This window comes from Mesorhizobium sp. M1428 (assembly GCF_040317515.1).
Classification (GTDB): domain Bacteria; phylum Pseudomonadota; class Alphaproteobacteria; order Rhizobiales; family Rhizobiaceae; genus Mesorhizobium.
Genome location: NZ_JAMYKT010000003.1, coordinates 1 through 25,097 on the forward strand (window position 1 = coordinate 1; position 25,097 = coordinate 25,097).

21 protein-coding genes and 2 pseudogenes are annotated in these 25,097 nt (G+C 60.6%); 13 read left to right on the plus strand and 10 right to left on the minus strand.

Features of this window, described 5'->3' with window-relative positions; genetic code table 11:
* Positions 1-82 precede the first annotated feature (82 nt).
* The 4 genes and pseudogenes from NKG60_RS05150 to NKG60_RS05165 form a co-directional block, all read right to left on the minus strand.
* Positions 83-1,050: pseudogene (locus tag NKG60_RS05150) on the minus strand (mandelate racemase/muconate lactonizing enzyme family protein); the annotation flags it as partial.
* Between the two features lie 17 nt (positions 1,051-1,067).
* Positions 1,068-2,429: a mandelate racemase/muconate lactonizing enzyme family protein gene (locus NKG60_RS05155; protein WP_352862880.1), complete on the minus strand. Its 1,362-nt coding sequence runs from the start codon at positions 2,427-2,429 to the stop codon at positions 1,068-1,070.
* Between the two features lie 53 nt (positions 2,430-2,482).
* On the minus strand, positions 2,483-3,649 hold the full coding sequence (locus NKG60_RS05160) for a mandelate racemase/muconate lactonizing enzyme family protein (protein ID WP_352862879.1): 1,167 nt from the start codon (positions 3,647-3,649) through the stop codon (positions 2,483-2,485).
* 54 nt (positions 3,650-3,703) lie between these two features.
* Complete coding sequence (locus tag NKG60_RS05165; protein WP_023679253.1) at positions 3,704-4,414, minus strand: GntR family transcriptional regulator; 711 nt, start codon at positions 4,412-4,414, stop codon at positions 3,704-3,706.
* Positions 4,415-4,632: 218 nt separating this feature from the next.
* On the opposite strand from NKG60_RS05165, the gene NKG60_RS05170 reads away from it, so the two are divergent.
* From NKG60_RS05170 to NKG60_RS05195, 6 genes are all read left to right on the plus strand, one after another.
* Positions 4,633-6,111 (plus strand): ABC transporter substrate-binding protein, encoded by a 1,479-nt coding sequence (locus tag NKG60_RS05170; RefSeq protein ID WP_352862878.1) that lies wholly within the window; start codon positions 4,633-4,635, stop codon positions 6,109-6,111.
* 78 nt (positions 6,112-6,189) lie between these two features.
* Complete coding sequence (locus NKG60_RS05175) at positions 6,190-7,149, plus strand: carbohydrate ABC transporter permease (protein ID WP_352862877.1); 960 nt, start codon at positions 6,190-6,192, stop codon at positions 7,147-7,149.
* Entirely contained in the window at positions 7,146-8,036 is an 891-nt protein-coding gene (locus tag NKG60_RS05180; protein WP_023679256.1) for a carbohydrate ABC transporter permease, read from the plus strand. Before NKG60_RS05175 ends, NKG60_RS05180 begins: the two co-directional genes overlap by 4 nt.
* Positions 8,037-8,046: 10 nt before the next feature.
* On the plus strand, positions 8,047-9,144 hold the full coding sequence (locus tag NKG60_RS05185; protein ID WP_352862875.1) for an ABC transporter ATP-binding protein: 1,098 nt from the start codon (positions 8,047-8,049) through the stop codon (positions 9,142-9,144).
* 33 nt (positions 9,145-9,177) lie between these two features.
* Positions 9,178-10,341 (plus strand): mandelate racemase/muconate lactonizing enzyme family protein, encoded by a 1,164-nt coding sequence (locus tag NKG60_RS05190; protein ID WP_352862874.1) that lies wholly within the window; start codon positions 9,178-9,180, stop codon positions 10,339-10,341.
* Between the two features lie 22 nt (positions 10,342-10,363).
* Positions 10,364-11,113: a ribonuclease activity regulator RraA gene (locus NKG60_RS05195; RefSeq protein ID WP_352862873.1), complete on the plus strand. Its 750-nt coding sequence runs from the start codon at positions 10,364-10,366 to the stop codon at positions 11,111-11,113.
* Between the two features lie 270 nt (positions 11,114-11,383).
* Here NKG60_RS05195 and NKG60_RS05200 read toward each other — a convergent pair.
* Positions 11,384-11,620 (minus strand): annotated as a pseudogene (locus tag NKG60_RS05200) (hypothetical protein); the annotation flags it as partial.
* A gap of 547 nt (positions 11,621-12,167) precedes the next feature.
* On the opposite strand from NKG60_RS05200, the gene NKG60_RS05205 reads away from it, so the two are divergent.
* On the plus strand, positions 12,168-13,475 hold the full coding sequence (locus tag NKG60_RS05205) for an NRAMP family divalent metal transporter (protein ID WP_352862872.1): 1,308 nt from the start codon (positions 12,168-12,170) through the stop codon (positions 13,473-13,475).
* A gap of 143 nt (positions 13,476-13,618) precedes the next feature.
* On the opposite strand, the gene NKG60_RS05210 is transcribed toward NKG60_RS05205, so the two are convergent.
* Together NKG60_RS05210 and NKG60_RS05215 are read right to left on the minus strand one after the other, a co-directional pair.
* Entirely contained in the window at positions 13,619-13,897 is a 279-nt protein-coding gene (locus tag NKG60_RS05210) for a hypothetical protein (protein WP_352974669.1), read from the minus strand.
* A 292-nt stretch (positions 13,898-14,189) separates the two neighbouring features.
* Positions 14,190-15,329, minus strand: a complete 1,140-nt coding sequence (locus NKG60_RS05215; protein ID WP_352862871.1) for a mandelate racemase/muconate lactonizing enzyme family protein — start codon at positions 15,327-15,329, stop codon at positions 14,190-14,192.
* A 135-nt stretch (positions 15,330-15,464) separates the two neighbouring features.
* Here NKG60_RS05215 and NKG60_RS05220 point away from each other — a divergent pair, with 135 nt between their 5' ends.
* The 5 genes from NKG60_RS05220 (at position 15,465) to NKG60_RS05240 (ending at position 20,366) form a co-directional block, all read left to right on the plus strand.
* Complete coding sequence (locus tag NKG60_RS05220; protein WP_502911836.1) at positions 15,465-16,100, plus strand: GntR family transcriptional regulator; 636 nt, start codon at positions 15,465-15,467, stop codon at positions 16,098-16,100.
* A gap of 116 nt (positions 16,101-16,216) precedes the next feature.
* Entirely contained in the window at positions 16,217-17,455 is a 1,239-nt protein-coding gene (locus tag NKG60_RS05225; protein ID WP_352974298.1) for an ABC transporter substrate-binding protein, read from the plus strand.
* A gap of 50 nt (positions 17,456-17,505) precedes the next feature.
* The gene (locus tag NKG60_RS05230) at positions 17,506-18,438 is read left to right on the plus strand and encodes a carbohydrate ABC transporter permease (RefSeq protein WP_352862868.1); all 933 of its coding nucleotides are present in this window, start codon (positions 17,506-17,508) and stop codon (positions 18,436-18,438) included.
* Entirely contained in the window at positions 18,431-19,276 is an 846-nt protein-coding gene (locus NKG60_RS05235) for a carbohydrate ABC transporter permease (RefSeq protein ID WP_352567136.1), read from the plus strand. Before NKG60_RS05230 ends, NKG60_RS05235 begins: the two co-directional genes overlap by 8 nt.
* Positions 19,277-19,286: 10 nt before the next feature.
* Positions 19,287-20,366: an ABC transporter ATP-binding protein gene (locus NKG60_RS05240; RefSeq protein WP_352862867.1), complete on the plus strand. Its 1,080-nt coding sequence runs from the start codon at positions 19,287-19,289 to the stop codon at positions 20,364-20,366.
* A gap of 123 nt (positions 20,367-20,489) precedes the next feature.
* Here NKG60_RS05240 and NKG60_RS05245 read toward each other — a convergent pair whose 3' ends face one another.
* The 3 genes from NKG60_RS05245 to NKG60_RS05255 are packed head-to-tail and all read right to left on the minus strand — an operon-like array spanning position 20,490 to position 24,052.
* Positions 20,490-21,311, minus strand: a complete 822-nt coding sequence (locus tag NKG60_RS05245; protein ID WP_352862866.1) for an alpha/beta hydrolase — start codon at positions 21,309-21,311, stop codon at positions 20,490-20,492.
* 8 nt (positions 21,312-21,319) lie between these two features.
* Entirely contained in the window at positions 21,320-22,807 is a 1,488-nt protein-coding gene (locus NKG60_RS05250) for an NAD-dependent succinate-semialdehyde dehydrogenase (RefSeq protein ID WP_352862865.1), read from the minus strand.
* A gap of 18 nt (positions 22,808-22,825) precedes the next feature.
* Positions 22,826-24,052: an iron-containing alcohol dehydrogenase gene (locus NKG60_RS05255; protein ID WP_352862864.1), complete on the minus strand. Its 1,227-nt coding sequence runs from the start codon at positions 24,050-24,052 to the stop codon at positions 22,826-22,828.
* Between the two features lie 323 nt (positions 24,053-24,375).
* Here NKG60_RS05255 and NKG60_RS05260 point away from each other — a divergent pair, with 323 nt between their 5' ends.
* The gene (locus tag NKG60_RS05260; protein WP_352862863.1) at positions 24,376-25,077 is read left to right on the plus strand and encodes a GntR family transcriptional regulator; all 702 of its coding nucleotides are present in this window, start codon (positions 24,376-24,378) and stop codon (positions 25,075-25,077) included.
* Positions 25,078-25,097: the final 20 nt, after the last annotated feature.

Sequence of the window (25,097 nt, forward strand, 5' to 3'; positions counted from 1 at the left end):
GTCGTCGACCTCTTCACCCCAGCCGAATGTGCCAACTACTTCAAAGCCGCAGGATATGAACCGGATTAAACAGGACGTGCTCTAGAAGGCCGTTCGCGGTGCCGTGCGGTGCCATCAGGATCGAGTGCATATAGGCGTGCTCGGCGACCCATTTGAGCTCGGCAATGCCGCCAATATCGGCCGGATCGGGGCCGATGACGCGCACCGCCTGCGTTTCGATCAGCTCCTTGAAATTGTGCCGCAGGTAGATCTGCTCGCCGGTATGAATTGGCGTCGAGGTCGAGGTGGTCAGCTCCCGATAGGCCTGCGGATTGACCCACGGCACATAGTCGCCGGTCAGCATGTCCTCGAGCCACATCAAATTGTATTTCTCGACCGCGCGAGCGAACTTGATCGCATCGGGCAGCATCCAGCCCGGGCCGCAGTCGAGCGCCAGGCTGACCTTGTCGCCCAGCACTTCTTTCATCGCGATCACGCAGTCGAGCATGTGGTTGAAACCGCGCTCGCTGATCACGCCCTGATCCATGGCACCGTGATAGCCAGCCTTCTTCTGCGTCACGCCGTAATGGAAGCCCTCGATGGTGTCCTTCATGTTGGAGTGGAACGAGATCCCTTGCTTGATCATGAAAAAGTTCTGCGGCTGCTCCATCATCCATTTCACGTCAGCGGCGTAATCCTCCGGCCGGTCCCCCGTTCGCTTCTGGCGGATCGAGCCGTTGTAGACGCGCACCTTGTCGCGCACCTTGCCGCCGAGCAGTTTGTAGGCCGGCACGCCTGCGGCCCCGCCGGCAATGTCCCACAGCGCATGCTCGATAGCGCTTACCGCCGCGCCATAGGGCTTGAAAGAGCCGCGTTGGCGGATCTTCAGCATCACCCGCTCGACGTCGGTAGGGTCCTCGCCGATCAGCGCCTCACGGAAATGCAGCACCCAAGGCTTGAATAGGTCTTGGTGAACTCGACTTCGCCCAGGCCATAGAGGCCCTCGTCGGTAACGATGCGGACGATGGGATGTTTGCCGATGACGGCGCAGCGGAGATCGGTGATCTTCATCGTCGGTTCTTTTCGCCTCAGCTCCAGGTACGGTCCCAGGAATACTCGTTGTCCCAGTGATCCGTGGGCTGCCAGATGCCGGTGACACCCGGCTGCAGATGCTGCGAGATCAGCTCGTCGACGACGCCGTCGATCCCCAGGCCCGGTTTGTCCGGAACAGTGATAAAGCCGTCCTTCACGAGCGGCTTGGGAACGCCGGTGACAATATCGTCCCACCAGTCGACATCGGCAGAATGGTATTCGAGCGCCATGAAGTTTTCGGTCGCGGTCGCGACATGTGCCGCGGCCATTGCGGCGATTGGACTTTCGGCCATATGGATGGCCATTGCGACGCCGTGGTCCTGGGCCATGTCGCCGATCTTCTTGGTCTCGAGGATGCCCCCGCTGGTGAGCAGGTCCGGGTGGATAATGGAGAGGCCGCCGCTCTTGAGCAGGGGCTCGAAGCCCTCCTTAAGGTAGATGTCCTCGCCGGTGCAGATCGGCACCGTGGTGGCTGCCTGCAGTTGCCGGTACTGCTCGGTGTACTGCCATGGGATCACATCCTCGAGCCAGGCCGGCACGTATCTTTCAATCCGCCTGGCGAGCCGAATACCGTTCTGCAGCGAGATGTGGCCGACATGGTCAATGGCGAGCGGAATATCCATGCCGATAATTTCGCGAACCTCGGCAATGTACTGTTCAAGCAGGTCGAGGCCCTTGTCGGAAAAGTGGAGGCCGGTAAACGGGTGGGCAATGTTGTGCAAATCGTACGCGGCGTTGCGGGCGCGTCGCTCTTCAAGGGTCTTGACCGGACCGCGGCCGGGATGGACGCGGTACCCTTCAAGTGAGCCGGCAGGACACACGACCGCACCGGGGACATCCGCGATCTGCATCAGCCCCAGATCCATCTTGAGGAAGGTGAAGCCGAGCTCCATGCGCTGCTTGAGACGCTTGCCGGTCTCGGTGCCGCTCGGCACGGTCGCGTCCGTATCGCAATAGACGCGCACCTTCTCCCGATACCGGCCGCCGAGCATCTGGTAGATGGGCACGCCATAGGCCTTGCCGGCGAGATCCCACAACGCAATTTCGACCGCCGAGACGCCGCCGCCTTGCCGGCCGTGCCCACCGAACTGCTTGATCCGGCGAAATAGGCGGTCGATGTCGCAGGGGTTTTCGCCAAGCAGCCGGCTCTTCAGCATCAGCGCGTAGGTGGCACTAGCGCCGTCGCGCACCTCGCCAAGCCCGACGATACCCTGGTTGGTGTAAATCTTGAGCAGGGTCGATGTGAACGGCGCGCCAACGATTTCGGCCACCCGCATGTCGGTGATGCGAAGCTGGGATGGCTTGGAGTTCGCGTTCACTCGATTGAGCGCTTCGTCGGCGCCACCTGTCTTTGCCATGACCTATCCTCGTTTCGGCTTGTCGCCCGCACTCTGGCGGGCACAGCGTGTTGTTAGCCCAGCTCAATCTCGTGGGCCTGCAGGTAGTCGCGGTCCATCTCAATACCGAGACCAGGCTTCGACGTCAGCTTCAGGCTGCCGTTCGAAATGTCGAGCGGTCTGTCGATCAGGTGATCGTATTTGCCCAGGTTCCACTCCGATGTTTCGAGTTTGTAGAAGTTGGGAACGGTCATCATCACCTGCGCTCCCGCAACCACGTTGATCGGTCCCGCGGCGTCATGTGGCGAGACCGGGACGTAGTAGGCTTCGCACAGCGCAGAAATCTTCTTGAGTTCGGTAATGCCGCCGGTCCAGGTAACGTCGGGCATGATGTAGTCGGCGAGCTTGTTCTCGAGTACCGGCACGAAATCCCACTTCGTGTGGCCGCGCTCGCCCCATGAGATGGCGGTATTGACCTTCTCACGCACTTGCTTGAGGGCGTTAAGGCTCTCGGGCGGGCAGGGCTCCTCAAACCAGTCGATCTGGCCGGCCTCCTCGAGGCTCCGACAGAGGCGAATGGCGGTGGGGACATCGAAGCGGCCATGCGCATCGATGAGAATGTCAACATCGGGTCCTGCCGTTTCGCGGATCAGAGCCGCGAGTTCGGCGGCTTCGCGCTCGTCCTTGCGGGTCATGCTGCCATCGAGGTAGCCGTCCCGCTGTTCGCGGGGCAGGCCATCGGCGCTGCGGCCCTGGTGGGGATAAGGATCGAACTTGAGCGCAGTGTGTCCGGACTCGACAATGTCTAGAATTTCGCGGACCACAGCCTCCTTGCTGGTGAATTTGGACTGGTTGGGATGGGTGTAGAGCGCGATTTCATCGCGTACTGGTCCGCCCAGCAGCTCGTAAATCGGCTTGCCGAGGACTTTGCCCTGGATGTCCCAGAGGGCAATATCGATGGCGCTCACGCATTCGACGGCGGCGCCGCGGCTTCCCATGTAGGTGAAGCTGCGGAAGATCTTGTGCCAGAGATGCTCGATACGCGCCGGATTCTCACCTGTCACGGCGACGCCGATCTGCCGTAGGATCGTGCAGAGAGCGCGGTTGGCGAGCCTTGTCGTGGTGGTGATCTCTCCCCAGCCACTCACTCCCTCGTCGGTCGTCACTTCGACGAACAGGAACTCTCCCCAGTAAGAAGCATCGGATTTGATCAGCCACGGCCGAATGCTCGTGATTTTCATCTCAACTACCTTTGCCTGAAAATGGTCAGCTAACGATGTTCTGGACTGAACGTTCTATCCGGCCCGAGCGGCGTTGCGCGCTCTCATCTGTTCGAGAATATGCCGGCCCGAACCCTCGACATGGCGGGAAACGAGTTCGGCCGCCTTGTCAGCCTCACCCGCCTTCACAAGTGCGATGAGTTCGCGGTGCTCGCGCATGATCGCGGCACGTCGCGCCAGCGTGAAATTGAAACGACGGCTCACGGCTCGCAGCACTTCGCGATGTTTCCACCAAAGCTCGGCGGCGTGGCGGTTGTAGTGCCGCTGGTACATCACGGTGTGGAAAGCAGTATCCAGCTCACTGTGCCTGAATGTGTCGGCGAAGTTGTTCTCTTCGATCAGGCCTTGGAGACGTTCGAGTTCGGCGATGTCCTCGCCGGTAGCCATATTCACAAACCATCGTGTCAGGGCTGGCTCGATCAGAACACCGATCTCATAGATATCCCGGACAAAATCCTGATCAATGGGTCGGACGCGCGCCCCGCGGTTGGCGACAAAGGTGACAAAGCCTTCGCCACGCAACAGCTGCAGGGCCTCGCGCACAGGATTGGTCGAGGTGCCGTGACGCCGGGCGAGATCGGTGACCACAAGCCGTTCGTTGGCGGCAAGCCGTCCTTCGATGATGTCTTCCCTGATCAGTTCATAGAGCGAGGCGCCCTCGCTCGAGGCCCCGATGGGATCAGTCCCGACCGGTGGCATCGCTTTGAAATCGCTTATTTCGGCCAAGGCCGGCTCCCCAATTTAATACATACTTTTGCCCGATATCACACACGGCTTTGGCAAACAATGTACGATTCTGCGCGTTGACAGGCAATCCATGATCTGAAAACGTACTAAGCGATCGAGAGGATACACTGAGCTGAAAGAAGCATCCTCGCGATCGAAACGAGCAAGGACCGCTTTGCTTTGGCGCAGGGCGGATGGGAGAACCAGGGAGGATACCTATGACGAGAATTGCGCTCGGCAGTGCCGTCCTGCGCGGCACTGTCGCCACTGCTTTGATGGCATCCCTGACGTCTACATCGGCGCTGGGTGCACCGCCGGTCGACCTGAGCAAGTGGTCGCCGGAATATGTTCGCTCGATTGCGGGCACACAGGATTTTGACACGGCGGCCGATTGCGCCAAGGTCACACCGCTCGACTACAAGGGGCGACTGACTTTCTGGTATCAGGGCGTGTTCGAAGGCGACCCCGACCTCCTGCGTCAGTACTACAAGGACTTCTTCGAGACCTTCCGCAAGACATATCCGAACATCCAGCTCGAGGAACAAGCCCTCACCTATAACGACCTTCTCGACAAGTTCCGCACGGCGCTCCTGGGCAACGCCGCGCCGATGGCGGTCCGCCTGCAAATCCTGGGTGGTACCGAGTTCGCCTCAAAGGGCTATCTGCAGCCGCTCAAGCCAGAGGACGTGGGGTATTCGACCGAGGATTTCTGGCCCGGCGCCATGAAGGCTGTGACCTGGGAGGGCGTGACCTACGGCATACCGACCAACAACGAGACGATGGCGTTCATCTGGAACGCCGACATCTTCAAGCGTGCGGGCCTCGATCCGGACAAGCCTCCGGCAACCTGGGAAGACGTCGTCAAATATTCCAAGCAGATCCATGACAAGCTAGGCATTGCCGGCTACGGCCTCGTGGCTCGCAAGAACGCCGGCAATACGCCGTACCGCTTCATGCCACAGCTATGGGCCTATGGCGGCGGCGTCTTCGACGAAGCCACCGCAAACCCGACATATGAGCAGGTCCAGCTCGATAGTCCGCAGAGCAAGGCAGCGCTGCAAGCTTCCTACGACATGTATGTTCGCGACAAGTCGGTGCCGGTCTCGGCACTCACCAACCAGCAGGCCGACAACCAGCCCCTGTTCGTCGCCGGCCAGCTCGGCATGATGATCTCGCACCCGTCCGATTACAACGTCATGCTCGACCTGCAGAAAAAGGCGACGGGCACCGACAAGGACAAGGCGCAGACGGTCATCGACAACATGCGCTACGGCCTGATCCCGACTGGTCCCGACGGCAAGCGCGCCGTCGTGTTCGGCGGCTCGAACATTCACATCCTGAAGCCCGAATATGTCGAGGGCGGCAAGGTAGACGAGCCGGCTGCGAAAGCTATGATCTGTATGTGGACGAGCCCTGAATGGTCGCTGAAGATGGCCTATGCCGGATCAAACCCGGGCAATCTCAACGGCTTCAAGACCAAGTGGATGAAGGAACGTCTGGACAACATCAAGTTCCTCGACGTCACCACCTCGATGCTGCCATACGGCATTCCGTTCCCAGCGCTGCCGCAGGCCCCCGAGATCATGAACATCATCATCCCGGACATGCTGCAGAATGCCCTGACCGGAGCGATGACCGTCGACGAGGCAGCGGACGACGCGGCCAAGAAGGTAAAAGACCTGATGGGCGGACTCTAGTCCAGGCCTGACCTACGACCTGACCGGCTGCGCCCCTGGCGCAGCCGCCTCGTTCCGAAGAAAAAGGGCACGCCACAAGTGACGATCGTGACCGGCAAGGCCGAGGCTCGCCGAAGATTGCAACCCGGTACATCCGGCACGCTGCGGAAGATCTGGGCGCATCGCGCGGACTACGCGTACGTGCTCCCAGCGATCGCCGTGATGCTCATCGTCATCGCCTATCCGATCTACTACACGGTCGAGCTGTCGTTCTTTAAGACACCGCCTGGCCTGCAGCTCCGTGACAAGACGTTCATTGGCTTCGACAATTACACGACCATCCTGACCAGTCAGGTGTTCTGGAAAGTCACCTGGAACACACTGATCTGGACACTGGGGTCAACTCTCATCTCCTTTGTCCTGGGGTTTGCCACAGCGCTGGCGCTCCACCGCGACTTCATCGGCCGTGGTGTCTTGCGCGCTGTCCTGATTATCCCTTGGGTCATCAGCGCCGTCGCCGCCTCCTATATCTGGAAGTGGATCTACCATTCGGACTTCGGGATCATCGGCGCGGTGCTGGTCGGCCTCGGATTGGCCGACCAGCCGCCGAATTTCATCGACAATGTCAACACGGTGCTGCCCTCCCTGATCGTCGTCAATATCTGGCGCGAGTTTCCGTTTGCCATGATCATGATGATGGCCGGCCTGCAGACAGTCCCCGACCAATTGCTGCGTGCCGCAAAAGTCGACGGTGCCAATGCATGGCAGCGCTTTTGGCACGTCACCTTCCCGCACTTGCGCAACGTCTCGGTGGTGACGATGCTGCTGCTCGCGGTGGCCAACTTCAATTCCTTCATCATCCCCTGGATCATGACCGGCGGCGGGCCGTCGAACGCATCACACATCTGGATAACCCACATTTATGAGCTCGCCTTCGGACGGCAGCGCTGGGGCGTGGCATCGGCCTATTCGGTGCTCCTGTTCCTCACACTGATGACGCTGGGCTACTTCTACGTCCGTGCGTTGAGCGGCAACGAGCGGAAAGAGGGGAGCGCATGAGCACGATTGCCGAGACAGCCCCTCGAGCTCAGACCCGTCGCCGCATGCGCGTCGACGGATGGCGGTGGGCGGGGCGCATATTCCTCGTGTTCATGCTGCTTTATACCGCGTTGCCGATGATCTGGATGCTGATCACCTCGATCAAGTCCGGATTCGCGGCGACGCAATTCCCGCCGCAATGGTGGCCGGACGAACCCACCCTCGCCAGCTACCAGAAGCTGCTCGATCCGCAGAACAGCGTTGGCCAGGACTTCCTCCGCTTCTTCTGGAACAGCCTTTTCGTGTCGACCGTTACGACAATCCTTTCGGTGATCGTGGCTGTCCCTGCGGCCTACGCGTTTTCGCGCTTCAGTTTCCCCGGCCGCAACTTCCTGTTCTTTGCCGTGCTGCTGCGCAACATGTTCCCGGCGGTGATCTTCCTCGTGCCACTCTTCATCCTGATGCGCGCGATCGGTCTGATAAACACGCATGGCTCGCTGATACTCACCTATCTCACCTTCGGCCTGCCGCTGGCGATCTGGCTGCTCAAGGGCTTTTACGACAACATCCCGGTGCAGCTTGAGCAGGCGGCGCGCATCGATGGCGCAACACGGTTCCAGGCCTTCATCATGATCGTGATGCCGCTCTCGACGCCGGGGATCATCGCCACCGCAATCTATTCCTTCATCGGCGCGTGGAACGAGTACATCTACGCCTACACCTTCCTCTCCAAGAACGAGCAGTTGACGCTGCCGGTCGGCATCCAGCGCTTCTTCTCGGAAAATACGACGGACTTTCCGGGCCTGATGGCAGCCAGCTTCATGATGAGTGTGCCCGTCGTGGTGCTGTTCCTGGTCCTGCAACGATACTTCGTACGCGCCCTTACAGAAGGCGCGGTCAAGCACTAGGGAGTTGCCGATGGCCCACGTGGTCCTCCAAGATCTCGTCAAGAGCTATGGCAGCTTCAAAGCTGTCAACCACGTCTCGCTGACGGTCAATGACGGCGAGTTCGTTGCGCTCGTCGGCCCTTCAGGCTGCGGCAAGACAACCACGCTCAATCTCGTCGCCGGGCTGACCCCGATCACATCGGGCGACATCATCATCGGCGAGCGGGTGGTCAACGACCTCGACCCCAAGGACCGGGACATCGCAATGGTGTTCCAGAACTATGCGCTCTACCCGCAGAAATCGGTCTACAAGAACCTGGCATTCCCGCTTCAGATGCGCAAACTCCCCAGGGACGAGATCGACAGGAAGGTCAAGGAAGCGGCACGAGTGCTCGATATGACGCACCTGCTCGAGCGCAAGCCGCGCGAACTTTCAGGCGGGCAGCAGCAGCGTGTGGCCCTTGGCCGTGCCCTCGTTCGCGACCCCGCCGTGTTCCTCATGGACGAGCCACTGTCCAACCTCGATGCCAAACTGCGCGTGCAGATGCGGTCGGAAATCAAGCGTTTCCACCAGGACCTAAAGGCGACGATCATCTATGTGACGCACGACCAGCTCGAAGCCGTGACCATGGCTGACAAAATGGCGGTGATGAATGGCGGCTACCTGCAGCAATACGATTCACCGGCGCAGGTCTTTGCCCATCCGGTAAACATGTTCGTGGCCAGCTTCATCGGCAGCCCGGCGATGAGCCTTATTCCGCTGCAGGCCTCCACGGCAAACGGCAACACGGTGTTGACCGGCGCCGAGGGCTGGCGCCTTGAGCTCTCACCGCGCAATGCCCAGAAGGTGGCGAAAGCGACGACCAGGAAAGTCGTGCTCGGCGCACGTCACTCGACGATCAAACTCCACAAGAGTGCGCTGCCAGGCGGCGTCCCGGCCAAAGCCTACACGGTGGAGCCGACAGGAGACGTCACCTTCGTGCAGGCGTTCCTGTCCGGCGCCATCGTCAACGTCAGCGTGCCGCCGAACATTGCCGTCGCGCCCGACGAGCAGATCTGGCTCGAGTTCGACCAGGAGCGGATGCATCTGTTCGATGGCGAAACTGAGATGGCCCTCAAGGCCAACTGAGATAGGGCGAATGCGCGTGAAACGTGGGCGGGGATGACTGAGAAGCTTAAGATCACTGCGATCAAGCCCTATCCGGTGTGGGTAGGAACGCGCAACCAGATGCTCGTCAAGGTCGAGACCGACCAAGGCATCTTCGGCTGGGGCGAGAGCGGCTTGAGCGGTCGCGAGAGGGCCGTGGCCGGCGCGGTCGAGCACTATCGCGAGTTTCTCATCGGCCGCGACGCGATGCAGATCGGGCGGATCTGGCAGGAGGTTTACCGCAGCCAGTACTTCGAAGGCGGGCGAGTCCTTCAGGCGGCGATTTCCGCCATCGACATCGCCCTTCATGACATCAAGGGCAAGGCGCTGGGCGTGCCGGTCTACGAGCTGCTGGGCGGCAAGCAGCGCGACCGGATTCCCACCTTTGCCTCGACCGGCGACGAGACCGAGGGCGATTTTGCCATCGAACGCGCCCGCGAACTCCGCGCGCAGGGATGGCAGGCGATCCGCTTCTTCCCATTCGGGCAAAACAGCAAGGACATCTTCGAGCCGCGCGAATCCATCGGCGCTACCGCGAGTATGCTGAACAAGGCGCGCGGGGCGCTGGGCGACGACGTGGTCCTCGGCCTCGACTATCATCATCGGCTGTCCGTGGCAGAGGCCGCGAGCTTCTGCAACAAGCTCGGCCGCGGCGTGCTTGATTTCCTCGAGGAGCCGATACGGGACGAGACGCCGGAGGCCTATGAATCGCTGCGCACAATGACCGAAATCCCCTTTGCAATCGGCGAGGAATTTGCCAGCAAGTGGCAGTTCCTGCCCTACATCGAGCGCGGCATCCATCAGTTCAACCGGATCGATGTTTGCAATGTCGGCGGGCTCACCGAGGCGATGAAAATCGCTGGCTGGAGCGAGGCGCACTATGTGGACCTGATGCCGCACAATCCGCTTGGTCCAGTGTGCACGGCCGCGACCGTGCATCTCGCCGCCGCGGTACCCAACTTCGCGTGGCTAGAGACCAGGGCGCCCGAAACAAAGCTGGGCTTCGACAATTCCGACTTCTTCCCCGTACAACCACGGCTCGACGGGACCGACTACCCGGTCGGCGATCTCCCGGGGCTCGGCGTCGAGGTCAACGAAGTTGCGGTCCAGGCGCAGAGTTTGCGTTTCTGGGAAGCGCCTCACCTTAAGCGCCGCGACGGTTCTGTTACGAACTGGTAGTTCCATTCAATCGGAGTCCACAATGACGCATACTTCCGACATCGTGCGGCCGCCTAAAGACCTGATCGACGCACTCAGGGAGATCGGCGCCGCGACGGTTGCCGGCACGCTTGGCCACATGGGCTTCCGCAATCCGCACATGGTCGGTCCGGTGGCGCAAAACCACGGGAAGTCGATCGTCGGGCCGGCGCTGACGCTGCAGTTTCTGCCGCAGCGGCCGGACCTGTTCACCGAAGGAGAATATGCCGACCCGGAGACGCAGCTGCACCGGCACGTGCTCTATCACGCGCAGGAAGGCGATGTGGTCGTGGTCGACGCGCGCGGCGACATGAGCTCGGGCGTCTTCGGCGATATGATGTCGACCTATTTCAAGGGCAGGGGCGGGGCGGGTATCGTCATCGATGGGTGCATGCGCGACCGGCCCAATGTCGAAAAGCTCGACCTGCCCCTATGGCTGCGCGGCTGGACGCCAAATTATCACGTGCAGACCAGCATCTATCCCAATGCCGTCAACGTTCCGATTGCCTGCGGCGGTGTCACGGTGATCCCCGGCGACATCATCGTCGCCGATGACGACGGGGTGGTGGTGCTTCCCGTCGTGATGGCCCCGAAGGTGATCGAAGAATCACAGAAGCATCACGATTGGGAGGAGTTTTCGCGAGTGAAGCTCATGGAGGGTGGGCCGTTGCAACGCTACTATCCGCTGCATGACGATGCCCGCGGGGAGTACGAGGAGTGGCGCAAAGCAAATCGCCTGGAGAACCCGAGTTAGCGCATGGATTACCTCGTGGCGGGCTGCGGAGTCGAGTTTCATCGTCGGGCGCCCACTGCACTGCACTGAACGGCCGAGACGGGTCCGGCTCCCACCATCTCGTGCGAGCACCAAGCGTTACACTATGCGGACCTCCCAAGGCGAACCGGAAGCATCATAAGCGCCTGGAAGCTGACGTAGCACCGGGTGTTCGGCAGCATCGGCGCGCTGCTTGACATCGGGCGAACCGCCGGTTTGTTTCAGCCGTAACCGATTGCCCGAATCCCGAAATCACCCCGTAACATGGCCAGCTGAGATTCGAACCAGCGCGGTCATTTTCGCGTGCGGTCCGACTGTCACGAGGAGTGAAATAATGCCGTATGGCACGGTGTCAGCAGCCTTGCTGGCCCGGCTGGCGGCGCGAACGATGGCGCGATTGTCTTCCCGCAGGGGCCTGTAATCGGCGTGCCGGACTGTCGGGACGATATCCAGGGCGGCGCAGGAGAAGCCTGCGCTGATTTCAGCAACTTGTCTGAACAGTCAAGCTGTCTCACGCGGTGACACCACACCGTGCTAACCGGAATTGCTGGATTGGTGCCGGCCGCGGCGCCATGAGACAGATATCCCGCAAGTTGATCGGGTTGCGGGGCCCAGCCTGGCGGTATTGGTTAACGAAGTCAGCGGAGAGCCTACCGACTAGTTGCTCAAGCCGGTTCGGCGTACGCGAGAACCGCCCGGTGGCCGGTTGGTCGATACCGGTGCTTCTAGGGCCACTGCGTGAGATGAGTGCCGGCGGTCGCTATGGCACTCCCCAGACGATGAAGTTGTGCTTCCCATTGGCAGCAGCAGATCCAGGAACCTTAACCCTTCTAAGAAGTTATCAGTCCACTCTAAGGGACAGTGTCATGATCCGCAGGACACAAACGGTCGGCGTTCTTTTGGCGATCTCTTTAGGCGCCACCGTCGTGTCACTTCTGCTTCAGAGGTACTTCGGCCGAACCGCCCCAACTGATCCATATCGGACAGGTGTTGGCAGCCACGGGCGCCGCTGGCTTTGCTCTGTGGATCGGACGCAATGGATGAGCTGACGGCTTCCAAGAAAAATCAACCGACTTCTTCTGTCTCGCCCGTGAAGAAGACGATCCTCGGCAGATTGGGGCCGGGGCTGATCACTGGCGCGTCGGACGATGATCCATCCGGGATCGGCACCTATAGCCAGGCGGGGGCCCAGCTCGGGTTCGGGATTGGATGGACGATGCTGCTGACCTATCCTCTGATGGTCGCGATTCAGGAAATCAGTGCGCGTATCGGAAGGACTACCGGCCACGGCATCGCAGGCAATCTCTGCCGCCACTATCCGAATTGGCTTCTACAGTCCATCGTAACTCTTCTGTTCATCGCAAATACCGTCAACATCGGCGCCGATCTCAGCGCCATGGCCGATGCGACGAAGCTTCTAATCGGCGGCCCGACCGTTCTGTATGTCGTCCTGTTCGCAGCCATTTGCGTAATTGGAATCGTTTTCGTGAACTACGATCGCTACGCGCTCATCTTGAAATGGATGACGTTGAGCCTGTTCTCGTATGTCGCTGTCGTGTTTGCTGTGCAAGTTCCCTGGGCCGAAGCACTGGGTGGCGTGCTGGTCCCGCGAATTGTCTGGAGCAACGAGTTCTTCACTACGCTTCTCGCTATCTTCGGCACGACGATTTCGCCCTATCTCTTCTTCTGGCAGGCGTCAGAGGAGGCCGAAGAGGTCCACGCAAATCATCGCAGAAAATCGTTGTTGAGGGCTCCACGTCAGGCGGTCGACGCGTTCTCGCGAATACGCGCCGACACTCTCATAGGCATGGCATTCTCCAACGTCATCGCGCTGGCGATCATCTTCGCGACCGCGGCGACCTTGAACAAAGCCGGCATCACCGACGTCGAGACATCCGCTCAGGCGGCCGAGGCGCTGCGGCCGATCGTCGGCGATTTTGCCTTTGCTATCTTCGCTTTCGGCATCGTCGCGACAGGGTTGCTGGCGGTACCGATCCTGGCCGGCGCGGCGGCTTACGCCATTGGCGAGGCGAGACGATGGCCCGTGGGGTTGTCGCGCAGACCTAAGGAGGCTGTGGCGTTTTACAGCACTCTTGCCGCGGCCACGGGGCTCGGAGCAGCGATCACGTTCAGTCCAATCGACCCGATCAAGGCGCTGTATTGGACAGCCGTCGTCAACGGTGTCGTCGCCGTTCCGGTCATGACGGTCATGATGATAATGACAGCCCAGCCAAAGGTCATGGGCGACTTCACCGTCAAGGGCTGGCTGCGCTGGCTGGGATGGGCCTCCACGATCGCTATGGCGATGTGCATGGTCGGAATGCTCATGAGCTGGTTCATGTGACAGCCAATCGATCACCCGCCGCAGTTCTTATGGCGGTGCAAACCAGGCCGGAAGCTATCTTCGACACTCAATCAGGTCTCGACGCCCTAGACTATCGCGCTGCCGAAACCGCAGGCTCGAGGCCGAGCCGTCCCACAACGGCTTCAAGCGGCATCGGTTGCGGGTTGTCGCCGATTGCTGGACGTTACCTCGACACGCGCGGTGCTCTTCAGTTCGAGGCGCCGAAGGCTCAGATGACCGATGCCGACGTCGGGATTGCGGCAGACCACACGGACGAGAAACTGGGCTCGAACTCGGTTAACCAGCCGCGACCGCGGCGAGGAGCGTCCGGCGGGCTTGGCGAGGACGCCGAACGCGGCGGAAGACCAGCGGGTCGGCGCAGTATTGAGGTCGCACACGTTCAGTTCCTCCTTGAAAAACATAATACCAGCACCGAGGAACCCGATCCCGGACCCGCGCGGCAGGACGATGCCCAGATTAATTGGCAACCTGTTCGATCGAAATCATGGAATGTTCCTGAGAAGACAGCCATGCGAACTCGCTCACGCCGGGTTCTCGAGGGCGAATTGCTTCGAGCGCTCGTCGTAGCCGAACAACTCCGCGTAGCACCCCCAGGAGATGATCGCGCGCATCGCGTCCTCGGCACTTCTTCGGACATGTGGTCTTCGAGGTGGCGTGAATTGCGCCATGCACAAAGCCGGCTCGATCATTCACTCACTTGCCAGGGAGGCGTGCATTTTCTGGCGCGGGATCCAGTTCCGACCGCATCAGGCGCCTTGGTCTCGTCCATTCACCGCGCGCTTTTTCGGACAGTACCAATCCATGGCCAGGTCGATCGGGTGCATAGGCGTAGCCGTCCCGGATTTCGATGGGCTGCTCCACCAGATGATCGAAGTTCTGAAACGAATATTCCAGCCATTCGACTTCCGGAAGCGCGACCGCCATGTGCACGCCGATCTCCAAAAAGGTGTTGCCGATGCTGACCGGGATGCCGAGCTCGGCGGCCAGCCAACCGATGCGCATAACATCGGTGACTTGACCGTGGACATTCAGGATGTCGGCTGCGTGGGCTTCCAGAAGAAGCCGTTTGCCTTGAAGATCTAGATACTCGCCGCTGTTGATCTGAGTCCATGTTATTGCCTGCCTGAGCATTCTCAATCCTTCGTGGTCGTGACGCAGGATTGGATCCTCGACCCAGAGAAGGTCGTGACCGGCATCGCGGATCGCCACCAATTTCACCAGCGCTTCCTTCGAGGTCCACGCCTCATTCGGGTCGATCATGATTTTCGAGCCTGCCGGCACACAGGATTTCAACAGTTCCAGGCGCCGCAGATCGCGATCGAAATCCTGGTGGCCGACCTTGATCTTGAAAGCGGAATAGCCAAGCGACGCCGCGTGGGAAAACAAGGAAACGAAAGCATCATCGTCGAGGTGAAAATCGAGGCCACTGGCGTAGGCTTTCACACGGTTGCGACGACTGCCGAGCAGCACGTGAAGGGGTAGGCCGGCTTCCTTTGCCGCAAGGTCCCAAAGCGCGACCTGGACCGCTTCATGAAAAGGCAGGGAGTAGGCCCGCTGATTGCCGCCGCGCGGGCGGTTCACACGATGAACCAGCGCGATCGCCTTGTGTCCTTTCAGGGCCGGCCAAACCTCGTTTTCGAAAACGGTCTCAATCTCAGTCTGGTCGGGCAGGGGATTGAAGAGTGTCTGGATGAAGCCCAGCCCCACCTCGCCACTTTTCGAAACGAGTTCCAGCGCCGCGACGTTTACATCGTCGGCTCGAACCTGACTGTCCCCGATTACCCGGTCGCGGGCGAACTGAAATCGGGTTATACGAAAATGCGAGAGGCTCATCACATGGGCTTTCTGATCGTTTAGTGCAAGTTACTGATCTATCAGTCAAGATGTCTCAGTACCGAATCAGCGGAGGAGCCGCAAGTGGCGGGCAAAGCAAAAGCCATCTCTCATACCCCGGTGGCGGCCACCCGTATGAGCGATGTTGCCTACGAACGAATTCTGGAGCGCTTGTTCGACAGGCGCGTTCCGGTCGGGGCATTCGTTTCGCAGAGCGAACTATCCGCGATCGTTGACGTGCCTGTCGCTCCGCTTCGTGACGCTCTGCGCAAGCTCGAGGCGGAAGGAATTCTCACCATCCATCCACGCTCCGGAATCCAGTTCATAAAACCTGGCATGGAACTCACACGCGCCACCTACCAATTCCGCGCCATCATCGAGCGTTCGGCAATTCGCGTCTTTGCCGAGCAGGGCGATGAAGCCGTCATGAATGCCTTGGAAATGCGGCACTCCCGGCTGGTCAGGCGCATCGAACGTGAGGGTGTGGGAAAGGAGCAACTGGAGGAGATGGATGCGCTGGAGGGAGAGCTGCATGGCGCAGTCATCGGCGCACTGCGCAATCCCTTGATCGATAGCACCTACCGGCGCATGCACAATTATCTGCGTCTGTTGCGGCTGGACAGCAAACTCACCTCGCCGATCATCATCCGGACGCTCAAGGAGCACCTGGACATTCTCGAGGCTTGCAGCAGCAGGAATGCCGACGCTGCCGAAGCAAAGCTGCAGTCCCATTTCCAGGCGGCCATGCAGCGGAACCTGGGTCTGGTCTGACACGTCGTCGTTTGCCATTTGCCTCTCCGGCGAGGTTGCACGGCTTGGAAAATGATGTTACCCAACGCTCCAACTGATCGATCAGTCTGCTGATCTGATATCTTGGAGGAGGTCGCATGCAGTTGAACAAGAGGCAGTTTCTCGTGGGTTCGGCGGCCCTCGCGATGGCAGGGCGCATTGGTGGTGCCCGTGCCGCAAGTGCCATCAGTTACTGGCACCACTTCACCAGTCAGTCGGAAATGGCCAGCTTGCTCAAGATCATCGGATTGTTTCAGGCGGCGAATGCAGACGTGGCGGTAACCCAAGAGAACATCCCGAACTCGGAATATATGGCCAAGGTGTCTTCGGCCGTGCTGGCCGGCGGGCGTCCCGATACCGCCATGGTGATCGCCGAGCGCTTCGCCGATCTTACCGCGATGGAGGGATTGATCGATCTTACCGAGCGCGTGAATGGGTGGGAGGGCAAGGCGAACTTTCCCGACAACCGCTGGACCGGGCTTTCCAGCAATGGCGCCATTTATGCGGTTCCCGCCTTCGCCTTCGTTGACTGGATGTACTACCGCGCGGACTATTTCGAGGAAGCTGGACTGGCGGGGCCACCCCGAAATTTCGACGAATTCCTGCAGGCATCCCGCAAGCTGACGAATCCTTCGAAGGGCAGGTATGCCTTCGGCATGCGCGCCGGCGCCGGCGGTTTCAAATATGTCATCGATGTCATGGAGGCGTTCGGCTCGCCGATCGTCAAGGACGGGCAGCCGGCCATCGACAGGGCCGCGGCGATCGAGGCGATAACGTTCTATTCCGATCTCTTCCTGAAGGAAAAGGTCGTGCCGCCGAGCGCGCCCCACGACAGCTACCGTCAGATCATGGAGGCGTTCCGCACCGGGCAGACTGCCATGGTGTGGCATCATACCGGTTCGCTGAACGAAATCTCGAGTGCGATGAAGCAGGGCGAACAATTCTCGACTGCGCCGATGCCGGCCGGTCCGAAGGCGCACGTCGCTCGCGTCGCGTACGCCGGCAACGGCGTCATGAGGGAAGACAATATCGAAGCTGCCTGGCGGTGGGTGAGTTTCTGGGGCCAAACGGACGCTGCCCTGGCCCTGCTCGAGGGGACCGGCTATTTTCCGGCTTCCGCCGCTGCGCTGCAGGATCAGCGGATCACCGGCAATCCGATCTATAGTGCGGCGACGGAGACGCTCAAGTTCGGACGCCTGCCGAACAATTTTGTCGGCGCCGCGGGCTGGTCCGAAAATGTCGTCAATCCCGCTTTCCAGTCGGTGCTGACAGGTCAGTCGACGCCGGAACAGGCAGTGGACCGCATGATCCAGGGCCTGGAGGCGGCGCTCCGCTGATCCCCGGACCTGCAGCTGTGCTCAGGATGGTGCTTTCGCATCGCAGATTCATGAAAATAAGCTCGAGCAGATATGTGCCTTTGCGGGCACTCGGCGAACTGTCCGAGACCCGATACTGGATGTATTTGCTGCTCCTTCCCAGCCTCGCCCTCATCCTTCTCGTGATCGCCTATCCAACGCTTTACGGCATGGCCATCAGCTTTCGCGAGATGCGTCTGACGCGTCCCGGGTTGGACGGCTGGGTGGGCTTCAAACATTATGTAGCGATGTGGTCAGACCCGGTCTTCTGGATCGCACTGAAGAACACAGTCGTGTGGGTCGCGGCCGCGGTCGCGCTGGAACTGTCGCTTGGTCTTCTCGCCGCGACAGCTCTCAACAGGGATTTGCCGGGCACGAAAATCTTCGCCGTGCTCATCCTGCTTCCCTACTTCCTGCCCAACGTCGTGGCGGGCCATATGTGGGCCTTGCTGCTCGATCCGCGACTCGGAGTGATCAACGATCTTCTTGTCCGGATAGGCGTCCTGCAGTCCTACGAGGCATGGTTTGCTGATCCCAACACTGCACTTGCGGCGACCATTCTCGTCGAGGCCTGGCACGGGTTTCCATTCTTCGCGCTGCTGCTGCTCGCGGGCCTGAAGGGTATTCCCGAGGACCTCTACAGGGCAGCGGCGGTCGACGGCGCAGGCCTGGCGGCGCAGCTCAGGCTGATCACCTTGCCGATGCTCAAGACCGTCATCGCGGCGGCAGTGATCCTGCGCGTCATCGGTCTGGTCAATTCGCCTGATCTGCTCCTCATTCTCACCGGCGGCGGACCCGGAGATGCCACGCAGGTGCTGTCGTTGTATGCCTTTCAGACCGCCTACAAGGAATTTAATTTCGGCTACGCATCCGCCCTGTCGGTGGTGATGTTCGTGACCCTGATGATCTTCGCGGCCGGGTACATCCGCATCTCCAGGATTACCAAAGGACAGGGCGATGATTGAAAGCAAGCGTCACCGGCGGATGATCGCGAACATCGCCACCTACGTCGTGCTCGCAAGCCTGACGGTGTTCTGCATCGGTCCGATGATCTGGATGTTCCTGACATCCCTCAAATACGAGGCCGACATTGTCACCCAGACGATGCAGTACCTCCCGAGCCGCGTCACCTTCGACAATTATGTCGCCATCTGGACGCAGTCAGGTTTCCCACGGCTTATAGGCAACAGCCTCGTCGTCACCTTCCTGACGGTGACGATCTGCGTCGTGACGGGCACGCTTGCCGCCTATGCATTTTCTCGCTTCGCGTTTCGAGGCCGGGATCAGCTCATGCTCGGCTATCTTGTCGTTCGCATGTTCCCGGCAGTCATGATGATCATTCCCCTTTACGTCGTTATGCGCGGTGTGGGGCTCGTGGACAGCCGTTTCGGCCTGGCGCTTGCCTATACGAGTTTCCTGCTGCCGCTGTTCGTGTGGATGCTCAAGGGGTTCTTCGATTCCGCACCTAAGGAACTCGAGAGCGCGGCACGCATCGACGGCTCGACAAGGCTTGGCGCCATGGTTCGTATCGTCATGCCCCTTGCGCGGAACGGCCTGGTCGCAAGTTCTGTGTTCATTGCCATCGCAGCCTGGAACGAGTTCCTGTTTGCGCTGATGCTGACGACCGGGCAGGGGTCTCGCACCTGGCCTGTGGGCCTGCAACTGATGGTCGGAGAGTTCCAGCTTCCTTGGGGCGTTCTGGCGGCAGGCGGCATTCTCAGCATCATCCCGGTCATCGTGCTCTTCGCGATCGTCCAGCGAACCATGGTCCAGGGGCTGACCGCAGGCGCCATCAAAGGTTAGGAGTATTCGCGTGGCGACACTTTCCATCAGGGACGTGCGCAAGTCCTATGGCTCCGTACAGGTTCTTCACGGGGTCGACATCGAGCTCGAGGACGGAGGCTTTCTGGTTCTGCTCGGGCCGTCCGGATGCGGCAAGTCGACCCTGCTCAACATGATTGCCGGCCTCGACGACACGTCCGGCGGTGACATCCTGATCGGGGGACGCTCGGTCCTCGACCTTGCGCCCAAGGACCGCAATATCGCGATGGTATTCCAATCCTACGCGCTTTATCCCACCATGTCGGTCGCGAGGAATATCGGCTTCGGATTGGAAATGCGTGGCGTAGGCGCCGACCAACGCAAGCGCGCCGTGGAAGATGCCGCGCGAATGTTGCAAATCTCCCATCTGCTCGACCGACGCCCCGCCAATCTTTCGGGTGGACAGCGGCAGCGCGTTGCGATGGGCCGCGCGATCGTGCGCGACCCGGAGCTGTTCCTCTTCGATGAGCCGCTGTCCAATCTCGATGCCAAGCTCCGCGTGGAAATGCGTACGGAGATCAAGCGCCTGCACGAGCGTCTCGGCACGAGCATCGTCTATGTCACGCATGATCAGATCGAGGCGATGACGCTGGGCACCAAGGTGGCCGTCATGAAAGGCGGCTACATCCAGCAATTGGGCGACCCGCGCACCATCTATGAACGGCCCGCCAATATGTTCGTGGCAAGTTTCATCGGATCTCCGGCAATGAACTTCTTTGCCGGACGACTGGTCCCGGATTCGGAAGGTGTCCGGTTTCAAGCGAGCGGAGTATCGATCGTGTTGCCGACGCGGAACCGGCAGGTGGACTCTGAGCGACCGGTGGTGCTGGGCATACGGCCTGAAGAGCTGAGAACCGTTCCGCAAAATCGAGCTTCGATCATGGGGGAGATCGATGTGGTAGAGCCTACCGGGCCTGAAACCATGGTGACGGTGCAGGTCGGCGAGCACGCGATCATCGCGCGGCTGCCGCCGAGGTTTGCCGGCCGGCGCAAAGAGCCAATATGTCTTGCTGTGGATCCAGCGAGCGTCAACCTGTTCGATCCGGATAGCGGACAGCGCATCGACATTTAGGGCGTGGATACCAGCGGCTGGAGGCAGTTGCGCACAGGTCCCGCGATGTCGCCTCGAACTTATCCGGAGCGAATGCGGACCGCTAGCGGTCAAGCTGCGCTGACCGGTATCCCGGCATGGTAGTCAGCAGGCCTTGGCGATCAGTTTTTCCAGGCAATCGGCAGCCTCAGTCCCCGGCACGCCGAGATCTCTGACGCTGTCCATGTGGTTGCGGTTCGGGAGCACATGCGACGTTACCAGCGATCCCTGCCGCAGCAAGCTTGCTTTGAATCGATCGGCCTGCTGATGGAAGGGTGGCGTCTCGTTGGCTCCGACCAGAACCGTCGTCCTGGTTTGAGGATCATACCGATAGGCAAGAGGTGTAAACATGGCGACTTCCTCGTCGGTTATTCCAATTTCCTTGGCGAGAAAGGAATCCTGGAGCGGTTTCAAATCGTAAAGCCCGCTCAGCAGAAGGGCTGCCCTCACACTCGAGGGGGCATGCTCGCCGCCGAACAGGAACGTTGCAAGATGGGCTCCGGCCGAATGGCCACTGACGGTCAGGGCCGCCGGGTTTCCGCCATGATCGGCGATGTTGGCCAGGACCCACTGCTTGGCGCGGCGCACCTGGTCAACTATCGTCGCCATTCGGACCTTGGGCATCAGCGCATAATCAAGGATGGCGGCAATAGCCCCGGCCTGGGTAATCGTCGTCGCCATGTATGAATAGTCGCGCTTGGAGAACATTCTCCAGTAGCCGCCATGGACAAAGATGTGCACCGGAAGCGCCGTTCTTTTGCCCGCGGGAAAGAACAGGTCCATGGTCTCGGTCGGATCCGGTCCGTAGGCCACGTCAGCGGTCATCGCAATGGTGGCGCGGGCGGCCTCGCTGCGATCAACGAAGTCCTGCACGATTTCGTCAAAATCCGCGACGTGGTCGCGGATGCGAAAGGGATCGCCTTGCATTCTTCTGCTCACATGCTGATGGCGAGGTATTTCGCCTCCATGAATTCCGCAATGCCGTGATGCTGCCCTCCCTCGCGGCCAAGCCCGCTCTGCTTGACGCCGCCGAAGGGGGCTGCCGGATCGGACATCAGCCCGCGGTTGAGAGCGATCATCCCGGCCTCGATCCGGGAGGCCACCCGCATGCCGCGCGCCAGATCGCGCGTGTAGATGTAGGCAGCAAGCCCATATTCAGTGTCATTGGCGCGTGCGATGACCTCGGCCTCGGTTTCGAAGCTAGAGATTGGCGCCACCGGCCCGAATATCTCCTCATGCGCCATGTTTGCATCGCCCGGCACGTCGCGAAGCACTGTCGGAGGGTAGAAGAAACCACGTCCGGACAGGACTGAGCCACCGCACAAGACCCGCGCGCCGCGTCCGACCGCGTCGATGACAAGTCGGTCGATCTTCTCGACCGCCCTTTTCGTGATCATGGGCCCGCATTCCGTGTCCGGGTCGGTGCCGACGCCGACCTTGAGCGACGACATCCGCTTCTCGAGGCCCTCGCAGAAGGCTTCGTAAATGCCAGCTTGCACGTAGAGGCGGTTTGCGGCCGTGCAGGCCTCACCGGCGTTGCGCATCTTGGCCACCATTGCGCCATTGAGCGCCGCTTCGAGATCGGCGTCGTCGAACACAATGAACGGTGCGTTGCCGCCGAGTTCCATGGAACACGAGACCACATGCCTGGCAGCCTCTGCCAGCAGAGCGCGACCCACACCCGTTGAGCCGGTGAAGGAGAGTTTGCGCACCCGCGGATCGGCCAGCATGGCGGCTGTCAAAGGCCCGGGACTGGAGGTTGTCAGGACGTTGACCACCCCCGGTGGAACGCCTGCGTCCTGGTAGAGCGCGGCCAGCGCGTAGGCGGTAAGCGGGGTCTCACTGGCCGGCTTCAGGATCACCGTGCATCCAGCGGCAAGTGCCGGCGCGATCTTGCGCGTCGCCATCGCGGCAGGAAAATTCCACGGCGTGATCAGAACGCATATGCCGATCGGTTCGTAGTCGACCACAATGCGGTTGGCGCCGGAAGGCGCAGTACCGAATTCACCGGTAATGCGAACGGCCTCCTCGGCATTCCAACGGAAAAATTCCGCGGCGTAAGCGATCTCGCCTCGGGCATCCCGCAGGGCCTTGCCGTTTTCCAGTGCGATGAGAGTAGCCAGAGCTTCCGATCGTTCCGTCATCAGTTCGAAGCAGCGTCGGAGGATCTCGGAGCGCTTTCGCGGCGACGTTGTCCTCCAGCCATGGGCCGCCTTGGCAGCGGCGGCAACGGCGGCGGCCGCGTCCTCCAAGGTCGCATCGGGTACGGCAGCGATGATGGCTTCCGTCGAAGGATCGATGACCGGAATTACCCTGCCATCCGCGGATTGCCGCCATTGGCCGTCAATATACAGCCCGTGCGAAATTGTGTGGAAGTCGCTGACGCCCTGATCATCCGACAGAACCTGTGAAAACGTGTTCATCTCGATATTCCCGATTGTTTACATGACGCAGCTGGCGAGGTCGCCATCAAAGGCGGCCTGGACCAGGCGTTGCATGGACCTCAAATCGAATGGCCGCGGATTGTTCTTGATGAGGCGCTCGATACCGATCGCTTGTTCCGCCGTCCAATCGAGCTTGTCGGCAGGCAGTCCCAGCTCGGCCAACGAGGGAGTGATCCCGATTGCCCCAAACAGCCGACTGACCTCGCCAATGCTCGCGTCGGCCAACTCTTCGGGCGTCCGGCCTTTTCCATCGAGGCAGAGCGCGCTGGCGATCTCGGCCATCTCGGTCGCTGCGGCTGTTCTGTTGTACTTCATGACGTATGGCAGCATGGTGGCGACACCCAATCCGTGCGGGGTGTGGGTTATCGCGCCAACCGGGTATTGCACGGCATGCGCTGCCGCCGTGCCGGCCGTTCCGAACGCGCAGCCGGCTGCAAGTGCACCCATCATGACGTCGGCCCGGGCGTCCTCGTCGGAGGGCCGGCGGTATGCCGTTTCGAGGCTTCGGCCAAGCAGCTTGATCGCCAGCAGGGCGAAGTGATCGGTCAAGGCGGTTTTGCCGATAAAGACATGTTGTTGCGGAAGGCCGGGATCGGTCCCGCGCCTGACGGCGGTGAAGGCCTCGATTGCATGCGTCAGCGCATCGGCGCCTGCGATCGCCGTCAATGCCGGCGGGCATGTCATCGTCAGTTCAGGATCGCAGATGGCCGCGGCCGCGATCAGATACGGGCTGGAGATGCCGACCTTCAGCGTACGATCCGGATCGGAGATCACGGCGACCGGGGTCACTTCAGAGCCGGTGCCGGCGGTCGTCGGCACCGCAATCAATGGCAGCGTCGGGCCGGGCACCTTGAACTCGCCGTAGTAATCCTGGAGCTGACCGCCGTGACTGATGAGCAACGCGGCGCATTTGGCCATGTCGAGACAACTGCCGCCGCCAATCCCGATCACCATGTCGGGCGCGAACTTCAGTGCTTCCTTGACGCAGACGGCAACGGTATCCCGGGGAACGTCGGGCAGCACACGGTCATGCACCAGTACGTCTATCGAGGCGGCTCGCAGCGCCGCGACGATCTCTCCGAACGGGCCGGTTGCGGCAAAACGTTCATCGGTGCAGACGAGTGCGCGACGTCCGAGTCTGGCCGCGACAACCGGAATGACGTGGCGTTGGCCCTTCCCGAAGAGGATTTCGCGCGGCAGCCTTAGGGCAGCGAAAAGGCTCATGACCTGCATCCTGTGATGATGTCTGGACTGGAATGCGAGATGGCGTTCAACTCGGCCCAAAGGCCGGGTTCGATGTAAAACCCGTCCTGCAGCGCGGTTGGGTATCGACGCGTCGAACCATCGCCCGTAACGCTGGCGGTCCGTTCAGCGGGTGAGGAAGCACGGGTTGCCAGGGCGGCACGCTGTTCCAGCAGGGCTACCGCAAGTGCCATTACTTTGTCTCGAAACAGCCTCAAATTATATCCTCTATAAAATCGTATAGGATATAGGATTGCATTGGTTGGAGCATCGTGTTAGCAACTCAATGTGTCAAGACGCAAAACATGCAGGCCATGAACTTACCCAGTCTAGACGAAGCGAACCTCGCCGGCGGGCGTATCCAGCGCTCCAGCAGCCTGGTTGAGGACGTCTACGAAGCGATTTTCGCGCAACTCATGTCGCTGAAGATTGCACCGGGTTCCCGGATCACGGTCGATAGCCTGGTCAAGGAATTCAACGTCTCCCACACGCCGATCCGCGAGGCGCTCGGCCGGCTCGAAGGCGAAGGCCTGGTGCTGAAGACGCATCTGATCGGTTACCGCGCTGCTCCGCAGATTACGAAACGACGGTTCGACGAACTCTACGAGCTTCGCCTGCTGCTCGAGCCTCATGGTGCAGCCAAGGCAGCGGTGCTCATGGACGAGGTAAAGCTCGCACAGCTTCAGAAATCGGCCGGCGTCATGGCGCACCGTGAGGGCAAGGACGAGCGCCTGCGGTATTCCAACTTCGCCCGCCAGGATGCCATTTTCCATGACAAGGTCATGGAATTCGCCAACAACGAACTCGTGCGCGAGACACTGGCGCACCAGCATACCCACTTCCACATATTTCGCCTGATGTTCCATTCGCGCGTCACCGAGGAGGCGCTTGACGAGCATGAGGCCATTCTGGCCGCTCTCGCTGCGGCCGATCCTGCCGCTGCCGAGCAGGCGATGCGTCGCCATATCGAGCATTCCCGCGACCGTTTGTTGTTAGCGTTCGACTGAGACTGTCCCGATGTTCCCGT